A 14,147-nucleotide genomic window follows, 5' to 3' on the forward strand; every position below is an offset into this window, starting at 1 on the left:
AACGAAAGGATGGACCTTTGAGAGGTTCATTTTCTTTTGCATAAGAAAGCGGATTACGGATATGTTTATTTTAAGATAAGTAAAAGAAACATTCCGTATTGATTGAATCCTTTTTAATGATGTACTCTCTCTTGTACAGTCCGCATAAAATATGGTAAAATAAACTATAAAATACTTTTGAGGTAGAAATTATGACTGTAAAAATCAATACAAAAGATGGTCAAATCGAGCTGACAGATGATGTTATTGCGACAATCGTTGGCGGAGCGGCAACTGAAATTTTTGGTGTAGTCGGAATGGCCAGTAAAAATGCCATTAAGGATAATTTCCAAGCTTTGTTGGGCAAAGAAAATTATGCAAAAGGTGTTGTAGTAAAAACAACGGAAGAAGGAAGCATTGCTGTTGATGTGTATACAGTTTTGAGCTATGGTACTAAGATAAGTGAAGTGTCTAAAAATATTCAAGAGCGTGTGAAATTCAGTCTTGAGAATCAGCTTGGAATTACTGCTGAAACAGTAAATGTCTATATCCAAAATATTAAAGTTGTAGGAGAATAATCGTGTCAAATATTACTACTAGTTTATTTCAAGAAATGGTGCAGTCTGCATCTACTCGTTTGAATAAACAGGCTGAATATGTCAATTCTTTAAATGTTTTTCCTGTGCCGGATGGTGACACAGGTACCAATATGGGAATGACCATTGAAAATGGGGCAAAGGAAGTTGCAGATAAATCTGCTTCTACTGTTGGTGAAGTGGCTGGAATTTTTGCTAAAGGTCTCTTGATGGGGGCGCGTGGGAATTCTGGTGTTATTACTTCACAGCTTTTCCGTGGCTTCTCTCAGAGTGTGAAAGAAAAGGAAGAATTAACAGGACAAGATTTAGCTCTTGCTTTTCAGTCTGGAGTTGAAGTGGCCTACAAAGCTGTGATGAAGCCTGTTGAAGGAACGATTTTAACTGTTTCTCGCGGGGCTGCAATCGGTGCTAGAAAAAAAGCAGAAGAAACAGACGATGCTGTTGAGGTGATGAAGGCTGCTCTTGAGAGTGCTAAGATAGCTCTTGCGAAGACACCAGATATGCTTCCGGTCTTAAAGGAAGTGGGAGTTGTGGACTCTGGTGGTCAAGGTTTGGTGTTCATCTATGAAGGCTTTTTGGCAGCGTTGACAGGTGAATACATTGCATCCGAAGAGTTTCAGGCAACGCCTGCAACAATGACGGAAATGATTAATGCAGAGCATCATAAGTCAGTAGCGAGTCATGTGGCAACAGAAGACATCAAATTCGGTTATTGTACTGAAATCATGGTGGCTTTGAAAAAAGGTCCAACGTATGTAAAAGAATTTGATTATGATGAATTTCGCAATTATTTGAATGAATTGGGGGACTCACTCCTTGTCGTCAATGATGACGAAATTGTAAAGGTTCATGTCCACACGGAAGATCCAGGTTTAGTCATGCAGGAAGGCTTGAAATATGGAAGCCTTGTCAAAGTCAAAGTAGATAATATGCGCAATCAACATGATGCACAAGTTGAAAAGGAAGAGCGTGAGAACAAGCAAACTGCTGAAGAAAAGGAGTATGCTGTTATTGCAGTTGTGGCTGGTGAAGGTTTGGCAGAAATCTTTAAGGCACAAGGAGTAGACTACATCATCTCCGGTGGTCAAACGATGAATCCTTCAACAGAAGATTTTATTAAGGCAGTTGAACAGGTCAATGCTCGCCATATCATTATCTTGCCAAACAATAAGAATATTTTCATGGCGGCACAATCGGCAGCTGAGGTAATTGAACAACCTGCTGCAGTAATAGAAACAAGAACGATTCCGCAAGGTTTAACAAGCCTATTGGCTTTTGATTCAAGTAAATCTATTGAGGAAAATCATGACCGAATGACGGCTGCTCTTACGGATGTGATAAGTGGTAGTGTGACAACAGCTGTTCGCGATACAACGATTGATGGATTGGAAATTCATGAAAACGATAATCTTGGTATGGTAGATGGAAAAATTGTTGTGTCTAATCCGGATATGTTGACAACATTGAATGAAACATTCAGTAAAATGTTAGATACAGACAGCGAAATTGTGACGATTTACATCGGTGAAGATGGAAGTGAAGATTTGGCCAATGAATTGGCTCAAGATATTACTGAAAAATTTGAAGATGTAGAAGTGGAAATCCATAAAGGTGGACAACCAGTTTATCCATATCTTTTTAGTGTTGAATAAAATCAAAGAATCATTGAAAGGCGACTCTTTGTCAACTGTAGTGGGTTACCCAAAAGTCATACCCTGGAGAGAACCGAATTGGTTCTCTCCTTTTTGATATTTAAAGCGATGAGAATTCTAGTTTTAAAGTTGTCAAAGTTCCGAAAGCCGAAAGCATTTCGCTTGATGACTTTGATGAGGTTGTTAGTGGCCTCTAGCTTTGCATTTGAGTAAGGGAGTTCAAGAGTGTTGATAATTTTATCTTTGTCCTTGAGAAAGGTTTTAAAAACAGTCTGAAAGATAGGATTTATACAAGAAATTGTTTCTCCAATGAGTCCAAAGAAATGTTCAGCTTGTTTCTCTTGAAAATGAAAAAGTAAGAGTTGGTAGAGTTCATAGTGTTCTCTGAGTTCTTGAGAGTAAGAGAGCAGCTTTTCAAGAATCTCTTGATTTGTCAAGTGCATACGAAAAGTCGGTCGATAAAAGCGTTTATGACTTAGTTTTCGACTATCTTGTTGAATGAGTTTCCAGTAGCGTTTCAGTGCCTTATATTCGTGCGATTTTCGATCCAATTGATTCATGATTTGAACACGAACACGACACATAGCCCGGCTGAGATGTTGTACAATGTGAAAGCGATCAAGGATGATTTTAGCATTTGGAAATAGTTTTCTGGCGATGTCGTAATAAGGACTAAACATATCCATGGTAATGATTTTCACTCGGCATCTAACCTGTCTAGAATAATGAAGGAAGTGATTGCGAATTCTCGCTTGAGTTCGTCCATCTAGGATAGTTATGACCTGTCTTGAGTCGAAATCCTGTGCAATGAAGCCCATCTTGCCTTTCTTGAAACTATATTCATCCTAAGACATGTGAGTTGGAAGGAAAGATAAATCTGTCTTGAATTTGAATTCTTTCAATTTACGAATGACGGTGGAAGTAGATACAGATAAACTTTCAGCGATGGTAGTCATAGGGACTTTCTCGATCAATTTTTGTGTGATTTTCTGGTTGACGATAGTTGCGATTTGGTGATTTTTCTTGACTAAGGAAGTCTCAGCTACAGCCATTTTTCCGCAAGCCTGACAGCAGAAACGGCGTTTTTTCAAACGAATCAGCGTTTTGTATCCCGCACACTCTAGATAGGGAATTTTTGATTCTTTCTGGAAGTCATATTTAGCCATTTGTCCTTGGCAGTGAGGGCATTTAGGCGCAGGATAATCAAGCTTAGCAATGATTTCTTTATGCGTTCCAGCATCTAGAACATCCAAGATGGTGATGTTAGGGTCTTTTATTCCGAGTAAGTTTGTGATAAAATTTAATTGTTCCATAAGATTCTTTCTAATGATGGTTTGGTCACTTTTCATTATAGGTCTTATGGGACTTTTTTTCTACAACAAAATAGGCTCCATAATCCCTAAAGTGGTTTTACCCACTACAGAAATTATAGAGCCTGAAAGGCGACTCAACCGAGTCGCCTTTTTTGTGACATTTGTCATGTGAAACGATGACAAAATCATCTAGTTGGAATTTTTGACAAAATATATAATAGAATTATCAAAAGGAAAGGCAACTGGTTTATGAAAAAGATGTTTGATTCTTTTGTTGCTTATGATAATGATGTTCAGCTCTCTATATTTTAGTGATTCAGCAATCAATGAGAATTGGTCATTATAATGTAATATCTTGATGAAGATTGATAACGAGTATTCTGTACGCTTGTTCTTTGGAAGTAGGATTAAGACCACTGGTATTTTACACTATTTTTGGAGTGTCTTTGCAATCTTGGTTGCTCAGTCTTTATGTATGTACTTATCAAGGAGGAAAAAGATGAATTTGATTGAAGTAAAGGATTTGTCCAAAGAGATTCGTGGGAAAGAAATTTTGAAAAATATTTCTTTTACAATTAACGATGGAGAATGTGTGGCGTTGATTGGTCCAAATGGGGCTGGGAAAACGACACTAATGGATTGCTTGTTGGGTGATAAGTTTCTTACAGGTGGACAGGTCAGGATTCAGAGTTTGCAGCCGACAAATAATCAATTGAAACAGGTAGTTGCTATTTTGCCACAAGAAAACACAGTCGTGGCAGATTTGAAGGTAAATGAACTATTAAACTTTTTCCAAAGTATTTACCCAAATAGTCTGAGCGATCAGGAAGTTGATATTCTGTTGAAATTTACGGATAAGCAAAAAGAACAGTTGGCCAGTAAATTATCTGGTGGACAAAAACGGTTACTTTCTTTTGTTTTAGCTCTTATCGGGCGTCCGAAGATACTCTTTTTAGATGAACCAACTTCTGCTATGGCTACTTCTACAAGACAGCATTTTTGGGAAGTTGTGGATGAACTAAAGAAAAATGGTGTGACTATTGTTTATTCTTCTCACTATATCGAAGAAGTGGAGCATACAGCGGATCGTATTTTGGTGCTACATAAGGGAGAACTAATCCGAGATACGACGCCGTATGCCATGCGTAGTGAAGAACAGGAAAAGCACTTCACTATTCCGCTTTCTTACCAAGCTATTGTAGAAAACTTACCTGAAGCAACCGAAATCGAAATCAAGCAAAGTGCTCTGTCCTTTGCAACTAAAGAGGCCAGTAAAGTATAGCAAGTCTTGATCCATAATGGCTGTACGATTGAGGAAATTGAAGTACGCAACCGAACGTTGTTGGATAGTATTTTTGAGACAACATAAGAATAGGAGTTTGTGATGAAACAATTGATGAGTTTAATGGAAATCGAATTGATATTGGCAAAACGACAAGTGACTTACTATTTATTGTCTATTGGGATGCCGACGGATTTTTATCTATTGTTCTCTGGAATATACTCTACCAAGTAATTTTTTGCGAGATTATTTGTTTTCAATGACAGCCTTTAGTATGATGTCAACAGCTTTCTTCTCTTTTCCTAGTACATTGCATACAGATAAAATTAGTAATTGGCAGAAAACAATCGTTCATTCTCCTGTTTCTGTGGTAGAATATTATATATCTAAGTTTTTGGCGATGATGATAGATTACTTGCCTGCGATTACAGTCGTATTTTCAGTTGGGCATATCGTCCGTCATGTGAATGTGCCAATGATGGATTGGTTTGTATCGGCAGGGATATTGATGATGGGGAGTGCAGCCTTTGTTGTACTTGGACTGTTGCTAGCGCTGATTCCGAATACACAGTTTGTTTCTGTGATTGGCAATATTGTTTATATGACCTTAGCTATTCTCGATGGGCTTTGGTTTCCATTGACGATGTTTCCGAGTTTGATGCAGGCAATCGGCAAAACTTTGCCAACTTATCAATTGATGAACTTGATTTCTGTCTATTTGAACCAGCATCGTCTTGATTGGGGTTCTGTACTCTAACTTAGTTGTATTTACCTTGTGTGTGAGTGGTTTGATTTTGTGCATAAAAAACGGATTGAGGTAAAATAATTTGATGTGGGAAAAATTTAAAAATATTCACCATATGTTTCATGTTGCTGTAGTTTTTATCTTTTTTCCGATAGCGGGTGTCATAAGTGGTGATTACCCGCTTTTAACCTTGCTGTGGACAGCTATTTTTATCGGTGCGTATTATACGATTTTGCTAAGTAATCATAAAATGTTTCAACAGATTTCGTGGTTGATTTTACTTGTCTATACTTTCTATAGCTCGATTTAGTTGAATTCTGGTTTTGTCTGGTACATTTTTTATCTTTCCAATCTTTTTGTTTATCATTTTAAGGAGATGTCTTTTAAATCCTGGCGCTTTGGGAGTTTTTTGACCTTGCAACCCCTTCTTCTAATTAGTCTTTATATGAAAAATCCGGTTGATATCTCCTATCTTTCGTTTTTATTGGTTACTTTTCTATTTTCAGACTTAATGACTTTTGGTCTTCATCGAATACAGCTTTCTGAGCAAATCAAGGAAGAAAAAATGAAGTAAAATGCTGGCACTGCACCCCCAAAATGGGACAGTAGAAAAACACTATTAGTGGATATGTCAAGAAAAAGTAGACACAAAGTTAAGTGGATTAGAGACTATTTGTCTCAAATTCTATTGGTGACCGATATCCTAATGCAGAATGAAGATGTTTTGGATTATAATAGGTTTCAATGTATTTAAAGATTTCAAGTTGAGCTTGTTCAATGGATGCAAAATGTGCATCGTTGACAAGCTCTCTTTTTAATGTTTTATAAAAGGATTCCATAAGGTAAGGGTTCTCTTTTCGACTCATGTTAGATTTGCATTTTTTCTTCCTAAGCAAGTCTTGGAATCGTGCTCCGGTATATTGTGAACCTTGATCTGTATGGACTATTAATCCTTCCTTAGGTCTTTCTCTATGATAAGCTTGATTAAAAGCATCTGTTACCAACTGGTCTTGCATGCGATTTCCCATCGCCCAACCTACAATTTTTCTGCTATAGATATCTATAAAGACAGATAAATAAAGTGTTCCTGCTTTTGTAGGAATATAAGTTAAATTTCCTAGCCAGATTTCATTCTTACCTTTCGTTTGAAAACACTGATTAATCAAATTTGGACGTGTCAATGAGGAACGCCGACGGTTATAGTACTTGTATTTATAGCGGCTTCCTTTAGCATAGAGACAAAGTTCATGAAGTAATCTACCAACACGTTTACGATTGACCTTTATCCCTTGTCGATAGAGTTCTTGAGTGATTCGGACACTACCATAGCGTTCTTTATGGTCATAGAAAATAGCCTTAATAATCTCCTTTAATGTTTCATTCTCTATCTGTCTTGAAGATGGCTTACGTTTTGGATAGGTATAGAAACCTGAACGAGATACTTGAAGTGTTTGACAATCATGATTAATATTTAAGCTAGAACTATTTTCCTTTAAAAATTGGAATTTTATTTTCGTTTTGTCTCCAAGAAGACCTGGAACTTTTTTAGAAGAACTAATTCCTCTTGTAATATCTTATTTTCTTTTTCGAGTTTTTTAATCTCAAATTGAGCATGATGAAGAGCGCTCCCATGACCTGGGAATGCACTTTCTCCATATTTTTCATATTATTGAACCCAACGATATAAACTATTTGGATGAATTCCTAAAGTCGAACTAACGCTTTTTACAGACTGCTCTTCCTCTGTAATGAGTCTGACAGCAGAGAGTTTAAATGCTTTATCAAATATAATGATTTCCCTCGTTTTCACTTAACTTTGTGTCTACTTTTTCTTGACATATCCAACAGAAGTGGTTTTCTTGTGTCTGATTTTATGGAGCTAGTACCTGCTCAACTTAATCTTTTTTTAGCAGAAAATAAGCGCAATCGAATCGGACGTGATTTGCACGACAGTTTAGGACACACCTTTGCCATGCTGAGTTTGAAAACAGAATTAGTCCAACAACTTCTCAAGATGAGTCAATATGAGCAAGCAGGTAAAGAATTGGCAGAAGTGCATGACATTAGCAAGCAATCAATGGCTGATGTGAGACGAATTATTGATAATTTGAAAAGTCGAACTTTGCATGAAGAGTTGATAACGATTCAGACCATGTTGGAAATGAGTGATGTTCGTGTTCATTTGGACAATCAGCTCAATATAGCTAGTATTTCACCTAGCATGCAATCCAGCATTACTATGATTTTACTAGAATTAGCAGCAAATATTATCAAGCATGCTCAAGCTAAACATTGTATAATTTATCTCATTTCAGATGCAAGGAACTTGATTCTTGATGTGGAAGATGACGGAATAGGTTTTGAGGAAATAACAGGAAAGGAGTTACATTCTATTTGTGAGCGTTTAACGATTTTGTCTGGTAATGTAGAGATTTTAAATCACCGCAAGCCAACTAAAATTCAAGTGGTGATAGCAATAGAGGAGTAAAAGATGAAACTTTTAGTAGCAGAAGATCAAAGTATGTTACGAAATGCTTTGTATCAATTATTGAACATGCAGCCAGATGTGGAAGAAGTCTATCAAGTAGCAAATGGTCAGGAAGCGATAGAGTTACTACAATTTCAAAAGGTAGATGTGGCTATTTTAGATGTAGAAATGTCGAAAAAAACAGGCTTGGAAGTGTTGGAGTGGCTAAAAGAGTAATACTCTGAAATAAAAGTGATTATCGTTACTACTTTTAACGTTCAGGATATTTTGAAAGGGCTGTGAAAACCGATGTGGATGCTTGTGTTTTAAAGGAGCGCAGCATTGCAAATCTGATGAAAACGATTCACACCGCCTTAGAGGGGAAAAAGAGTATTCGCCTGAGCTGATGGAAGTCATGATGACGAGTAAGAATCCCTTTTCTAATCAAGAGACTTCGGTATTAAAAGCGGCAGCAGCAGGACTTCCAAGTAAAGAGATTGCTCAGAAATTTTACTTGTCACACGGAACAGTCCGAAATTATATGTCAAGTATTTTAACAAAATTGGCAGCAGAAAATCGAGTCGAAGCAGTTCGGATTGCTTAAGAAAATGGCTGGTTGTAGAAATAGAGTTGTTCGAAGATAGAAATTTATCTGACTCAAAGTTCACCGGATTATGTGTTTTCTATTGTGAATAAAAAACACATAATTATATACAAAATAAAGTATTTATACTGCAAAAAAGAAAAAAATTACTCAAAAAGTAGTTTGAAAAAGTTTACTTGAAAACGCTTTTCTTATATAATATATTTTGATAGAAATTGGACGATTGTCTTACTACAAAGTACAAAGATTAGCTAGCTTTTGCTTTGTACGATGTTATTATCTGAGGTTAGGCCGTTTTAAGTCTACTAGATTAGAATTGATATCATGACTCAGCCAATGTTTGATTCCCTAACTTCTATCACAATTTGTAATATTACACATCATTTTATAAGGAGGTAAAATCTATGTTGAAATTTTCTTCAAATGTTTTAGCTACTAGTGTGGCAGATACAACACAAGTTGCGCCTGGCGGATGTTGCTGCTGTAGTTGTACATGCTGCTTCTCTATATCAGTAGGTGGAAATTCAACTGGTGGTTCAACAACTTTACCATCACCAGGTAAATAATGCTATCAAATATTATCCAGAGAGTTGATACATTCACTAATTGCTAGCTATTAGTAGAACCTAATAAAAGCTTTCTGGATGATATTTGCTTTGATAAAATTAGGTACAATTAGATATTTACATAACCTAGTTTAACTATTTGGTAGTAATTCATTGGTATCATATGTGTTAATGAATTACTACTCTTTATTATTGTAAGAGTAGAAAGGTATGTATGTCATTTTTTTCAAAGGATAATATCCGTTCGACTGTTCCAAGACATCTTACAGGAGAAGAAGCTCGTCAATTATTTGAATTTAATACCAATTACTTCTCTTTCTCGGATTATCATCATCAAACTGTTTTAAAAACATCAAAGCAATTAGTTGCTCAACATCTAATGCCTTATGAAAGCGATAATTTAAGTCAAGAATTTTTAATGAATTATAAGGCTAATAATGATTACTTGGGTTTTAAAATGAGTGTTTCCGAATTTTTTACAGACTCAGCTGTCACAAATTTTACCAATAGTTCTTATTTTGAAGATTTTCAAGATGTTATAGCATTGCCTCAAGCCAAAAAGTTAGCTCCCTCCTTATCTACCTGTATTGTGAATAGACGTAGCCACCGCCGGTTCAAAGCAATGAAAATGCCAAAACAAGATTTAGCGAATTTACTTTACTATGCTTGTGGTGTCAGTGGGGAAGCAACTGTTAAGCAAGAGATTCAAAAAAAAGTTGCTTTAAGAAACTGTGCCTCTGGGGGAGGACTATATCCGATTACTCTCTATTTTTATGCGAGACAAGTTGAAGGATTAGAAGATGGTTATTATGAATATTTACCCTATCAACATGCTTTGAGATGCCATCTCATTGCTCCAGCAGAAGATATGAGAGCTCTTGCAGAGTTTGGAGCAATCAATGCAGAAGATAGCAATCTTATTTTTATGTATGCCTATAATTATCTAAAAAACACTAGAAAATATGGTAATCAAGCAACGGCTTATGCATTTATTGAAGCTGGTGAAATAGCTCAAAATATTCAATTGGTCTCTACAGCGTTGATATATGGCAGTTTGGATATTGGTGGATACAATAAAGAATATATAGAAGAAAAGTTAGGTCTAGATGGAATTAATCATCATGTGATACATATGACTGTTGTCGGAAATAAGGAGTTTTCATGAAATATCAATTAAATAGTAATGTTCGAATTGTTCAATTCAATGAAATATTTTGTTTTAGAAAAGGAATTTGGGACTTTAATGAAGCTACTTTGGACATTCGTCAAGAATCTCAAGTATTAAAAGCAGTCTATTGCGAGATGATTTCTGCGTTGTTTAAAGGACAAGCAATTGATATTACTGCTTTTGAAGAACGTTTAGATGCAGATGATTTTGCGAAATTATCTCAGGTTATTGAAGCATTGTATTATAGTGATTTGCTGATGCAAGAAGATAAGTATGCCATTCAAGAAAATATGATGCAAATTTTAATGGGAGGCTCTCGTTTTCTTGCAGAAGATGGACAAGAAATGAATACAGCTTCAATATTATTTATCAGCGATGTTGATTTTGTAAATGATTCTGCCTGTGAATTAGCAAAAGTGATGGGAGTGAACATTGAGGTTGCAAGTGATGAACTAAAATCGAAAATTCAAACTACTGATGTGTCATCGCGTCTGGATGCTTTAGTTCATCGACAAAATATGCAGATATTGATAGAAGAATTAAAAGTTTATCAAGCTATTGTTGTATGTCAAGAGCGACTCAACATAACAATGATGCGTCATCTAAACGAAGTCATTGTTTCTTTGAAACAGCAGTTGATTGTTGGGTTTGTGGATGGTCCATTTATCCATGCTTGTACTTTGAATCCACCACACACAGCAGATTTCGATAGTTTGGAACGACGTGTTTTAGCGCGTTTACAAGATCATACTTTGTATCAACATTTTGCAAATCAACTATTACCACCTACACAATCTGTCAGTCAGGCATTTTTACCACTATTGAATATCCTAATGAATTTAGTCATTAGTGAAGCTTTTTTAGTAGCTCGTACGGGAAATTCAAAATTTGAGGGACGCCTGTTAAGTATCTACTTACCTACTTTGGAAATTCAAGTGCAAGATATTTTGAAAATGGCTAATTCTCAAACGCAAGGTGCCTTAGCAAAACTTAGATATGAGGATCAGCAAATTTCAACACGTGAAATAGTTAGAAATTTGTTGAGAGAAGACAAGGAATAGATGTATGTTAAACTTTTATCCATCATTTAATCATATTTTTTCAGAATTTAAAGCGATAAGTGGTAATCGAACAGGGATTTTAAATCAATCTCAAGTTCCTATCTGTAATCATCCTCATGATGTTTATTTAAAAAGTGTAACGGGGCAGATGCCAGAGTATCATAAACAATTTATTGGTGAAAATAGTCAAGTTAGTTACCATATTATTGGATATGGGAGCCACTACGAAGAAGCATTAATTAAGTACGTAGGCGAGAGTATTGAGCGTTATGCAACAATTATTGCTGGGGATTTATTAGCAGATAAGATTGTTTATGCTTCGTATGAGGAATTAAGCAAAACGAATCGTGTTATGCCGTTAGAGTATTTACGTGTTTTTACGAAAGAGCAGATTGAACAAAATATTGCTTTGAATATGACAATGTGTCAAAAGGAAGTAACAGAAAAAGATATTTTGGGCTGGGTAAAATGTCCCATGCTTTTTGAAGATGAAGAAATGTATATTCCTGTCCAAATGCTTTGTGTAGGTTATAAACCCAATCATGAAATAGGTGAGCAGTATGTTATTCCAGGTTTTTCAACAGGAACAGCTTCTCATAAAACTTTGGAAGCTGCTATGTGTAACAGTGTTATTGAATATTTGCAAATTGACTCAATGATGCTAAGCTGGCATACTAAAAAACCTTGTTGCCGTATTGAAATTGATGATCCAGAGATTTTAGCTATCTTAGAAGATGCGCATTTAGGTAAGGACAGCCTTTATGAGATTATTCCGATTGATATGACAATTGGTGAGGACAATCCTCTTTATACTTTTGGTATTATTTTGAAAAATAAATATCAAGAAGCACCTTATCTTTTGTTTGGAGTTCAAGCGGGTCTTGATCCGAAGCACACACTTCTTAGAGGAATTATGGAAGCTGCTGCTATTAGTTATAGTTACTATTATAATTTACTCTATAATCAAGCAGCTTTGGTCAATATTGAAAGTGAGAGTCCACAATTTCTAGATTTGGACAGTAATGTTTTCTACTATGCACATCCCAAGAATCTAGAGGAGAAATGGCAAGCTTTTGAACCACTTATTTCTGGGAACGTCACACTAAGTGAACTAGAGAATCATAGTGGCAAGAATAAAAAAGAAGATTTAAAGATTTTACTTGCTTATGCGAAGAAAGTCAGTCCCAATGCAGTTTTTTTAGATATGACTCCACCAGAAGCGACTGAAAAAGGATGGTATGTTACACGTGTCTTAATGCCAGATTTGCTTGAAATGTGTATTCCAGCTTTTCCATTTGCAAATCATCCGCGTATGAGACAGTTTGGAGGTGTGACGAATGAATTTGTACACCCAATGCCTTAGTCTATGTTTTTTATTAGTTAGTTTAAATCCATCTATTCCTATGCAGGCGATTTTTGGAAGTAATCCAAATGGTTATGGATTTGATTTGTCTCGATTTTTAAAAGCAGTCAATATTTATTATTTATTGATATTTTTGAGCCTCAACTTGCTGCATCCTCAACTGATTCACTTTCGTGGGCAAGTAAGTTTAACCTATCTATTTCTTGCTATTTGCTTGATGATTGGAATATTTATTTTGGAAGTTAGTTTCTCATATAGTCTTCGTTGTTTAAAAGCTAAAAAGTGGCTATTGTTGAAAATTTCTTTTGTGGGAGCGGCTTCTCATCCTATTGATGTTGCACTGACGCTTTTTTTAGCCTTTTTTGAGGAAATAACCTATCGTTTGGTATGGTTTGAAATTCTCTTGCAAAATTGGAAATTACCATTTGTTTTGGTGCTCATCATTACTACCGTTTTTTATGCCTTCAATCACCTTCTAATGGGAAAAGAGATTGTGTATGCAAAATTACTAACAGGTTTTCTGTATGGTATGATTTATTATTGGAGTGGGAATATTTGGTTGGTTCTCCTTGTGCATGTTGGTGGTAATTTATGGATTGACTGCCTGAGCATTTATCAAGCGAAAAAGGAGAGAGTCTTATGACAATCATTGTGATAACTGTAGCTCTGATTTTTCTTGCTTGTGTTACCTTTTGGCTAAACAGAGATCATTTGAGACTATTGAGACGTTGGCACTTGCACCATGCTAGTTCTTTACCTTATCATCAAATGATTGAAATCATTTTATTAGGTGTTCAATTCTGTCTGATTCTTGCTTGTTTCCTGCTTTTAAACGTAGGGAAAAGTGAAATCAATTTTACTCTGTTTTTGGGACAGCTAAATTGGAATTGGCGATTTTTCTTATTTTTACTATTATACTTATTAGCCTTAATAGAAGTTACAATGTTTGTTTTAATTGGGTTATTAGAGGTTGTTTTTAAAGTAGACAGTCGAGTAATTTTTCAAAAAATGGCATGGCTAGCATTTTCCAAACAACAACCGTTGCTTAGTTTTGCTTTGATTTTATTGACCACTTTGACAGATGCTATTCTCTATTTTGGAATTCTAAATCTTTTTTTTAGAAAAATGAGCTTAAATTTACCTATTGTTGTGCTTAGCTTTTCTGTTGTAAAAGCTTGCTCTTTTAAAGGTAATTTAGAAAGAATGGCAGCATTGTTACTCTTTTTAAATATAGGTATTTGGTGTATGGTAGCTACCATAGTATATGGTTGGCTAGTTGGTGCGTTACTTCTCGGTTTAACTTACATGATGATTAGTTTTAAAGAACAACATAGATAAATTGAAGAAAGGG

8 protein-coding genes and 7 pseudogenes are annotated in these 14,147 nt (G+C 35.6%); 13 read left to right on the forward strand and 2 right to left on the reverse strand.

Going from position 1 to position 14,147, the window contains the following annotated elements; genetic code table 11:
- Positions 1-191 precede the first annotated feature (191 nt).
- Entirely contained in the window at positions 192-557 is a 366-nt protein-coding gene (locus H8787_RS03110; protein ID WP_003025907.1) for an Asp23/Gls24 family envelope stress response protein, read from the forward strand.
- A 2-nt stretch (positions 558-559) separates the two neighbouring features.
- A complete protein-coding gene (locus tag H8787_RS03115; protein ID WP_003033748.1) occupies positions 560-2,227 on the forward strand; it encodes a DAK2 domain-containing protein in 1,668 nt (555 codons plus the stop codon).
- A 56-nt stretch (positions 2,228-2,283) separates the two neighbouring features.
- Here the strand turns inward: H8787_RS03115 and H8787_RS03120 are convergent.
- Positions 2,284-3,540: pseudogene (locus H8787_RS03120) on the reverse strand (ISL3 family transposase).
- A gap of 499 nt (positions 3,541-4,039) precedes the next feature.
- Here H8787_RS03120 and H8787_RS03125 point away from each other — a divergent pair.
- From H8787_RS03125 to H8787_RS03135, 3 pseudogenes are all read left to right on the forward strand, one after another.
- A pseudogene (locus H8787_RS03125) lies at positions 4,040-4,909 on the forward strand (ABC transporter ATP-binding protein).
- A gap of 15 nt (positions 4,910-4,924) precedes the next feature.
- A pseudogene (locus H8787_RS03130) lies at positions 4,925-5,648 on the forward strand (ABC transporter permease).
- 4 nt (positions 5,649-5,652) lie between these two features.
- A pseudogene (locus H8787_RS03135) lies at positions 5,653-6,138 on the forward strand (sensor histidine kinase); the annotation flags it as partial.
- 91 nt (positions 6,139-6,229) lie between these two features.
- Here H8787_RS03135 and H8787_RS03140 read toward each other — a convergent pair.
- Positions 6,230-7,362 (reverse strand): annotated as a pseudogene (locus H8787_RS03140) (IS3 family transposase).
- A 93-nt stretch (positions 7,363-7,455) separates the two neighbouring features.
- On the opposite strand from H8787_RS03140, the pseudogene H8787_RS03145 reads away from it, so the two are divergent.
- From H8787_RS03145 to H8787_RS03180, 8 genes and pseudogenes are all read left to right on the forward strand, one after another.
- Positions 7,456-8,055: pseudogene (locus H8787_RS03145) on the forward strand (sensor histidine kinase); the annotation flags it as partial.
- A 3-nt stretch (positions 8,056-8,058) separates the two neighbouring features.
- Positions 8,059-8,638: pseudogene (locus H8787_RS03150) on the forward strand (DNA-binding response regulator).
- A 404-nt stretch (positions 8,639-9,042) separates the two neighbouring features.
- Complete coding sequence (locus tag H8787_RS03155; RefSeq protein ID WP_080980148.1) at positions 9,043-9,204, forward strand: streptolysin S family TOMM toxin; 162 nt, start codon at positions 9,043-9,045, stop codon at positions 9,202-9,204.
- 214 nt (positions 9,205-9,418) lie between these two features.
- Positions 9,419-10,369, forward strand: a complete 951-nt coding sequence (locus H8787_RS03160; protein ID WP_187328213.1) for a SagB family peptide dehydrogenase — start codon at positions 9,419-9,421, stop codon at positions 10,367-10,369.
- A complete protein-coding gene (locus H8787_RS03165) occupies positions 10,366-11,433 on the forward strand; it encodes a streptolysin associated protein SagC (protein WP_048800830.1) in 1,068 nt (355 codons plus the stop codon). Before H8787_RS03160 ends, H8787_RS03165 begins: the two co-directional genes overlap by 4 nt.
- 4 nt (positions 11,434-11,437) lie before the next feature.
- On the forward strand, positions 11,438-12,796 hold the full coding sequence (locus tag H8787_RS03170) for a YcaO-like family protein (RefSeq protein WP_187328214.1): 1,359 nt from the start codon (positions 11,438-11,440) through the stop codon (positions 12,794-12,796).
- Entirely contained in the window at positions 12,771-13,439 is a 669-nt protein-coding gene (locus H8787_RS03175) for a CPBP family intramembrane glutamic endopeptidase (protein ID WP_048800828.1), read from the forward strand. The genes H8787_RS03170 and H8787_RS03175 overlap by 26 nt, the downstream gene beginning before the upstream one ends.
- On the forward strand, positions 13,436-14,134 hold the full coding sequence (locus tag H8787_RS03180) for a SagF family protein (protein ID WP_048800827.1): 699 nt from the start codon (positions 13,436-13,438) through the stop codon (positions 14,132-14,134). The genes H8787_RS03175 and H8787_RS03180 overlap by 4 nt, the downstream gene beginning before the upstream one ends.
- The last annotated feature ends 13 nt before the right edge of the window (positions 14,135-14,147 follow it).

The sequence above is a fragment of the Streptococcus sp. NSJ-72 genome (assembly GCF_014334035.1).
Lineage (GTDB): Bacteria > Bacillota > Bacilli > Lactobacillales > Streptococcaceae > Streptococcus > Streptococcus constellatus.

Bases quoted from the DNA above. Each gene is read 5' to 3' on its own strand.
- H8787_RS03110 (WP_003025907.1), top strand. From the start codon at position 192: ATGACTGTAAAAATCAATACAAAAGATGGTCAAATCGAGCTGACAGAT.
- H8787_RS03155 (WP_080980148.1), top strand. From the start codon at position 9,043: ATGTTGAAATTTTCTTCAAATGTTTTAGCTACTAGTGTGGCAGATACA.
- H8787_RS03160 (WP_187328213.1), top strand. From the start codon at position 9,419: ATGTCATTTTTTTCAAAGGATAATATCCGTTCGACTGTTCCAAGACAT.
- H8787_RS03165 (WP_048800830.1), top strand. From the start codon at position 10,366: ATGAAATATCAATTAAATAGTAATGTTCGAATTGTTCAATTCAATGAA.
- H8787_RS03170 (WP_187328214.1), top strand. From the start codon at position 11,438: ATGTTAAACTTTTATCCATCATTTAATCATATTTTTTCAGAATTTAAA.
- H8787_RS03175 (WP_048800828.1), top strand. From the start codon at position 12,771: ATGAATTTGTACACCCAATGCCTTAGTCTATGTTTTTTATTAGTTAGT.
- H8787_RS03180 (WP_048800827.1), top strand. From the start codon at position 13,436: ATGACAATCATTGTGATAACTGTAGCTCTGATTTTTCTTGCTTGTGTT.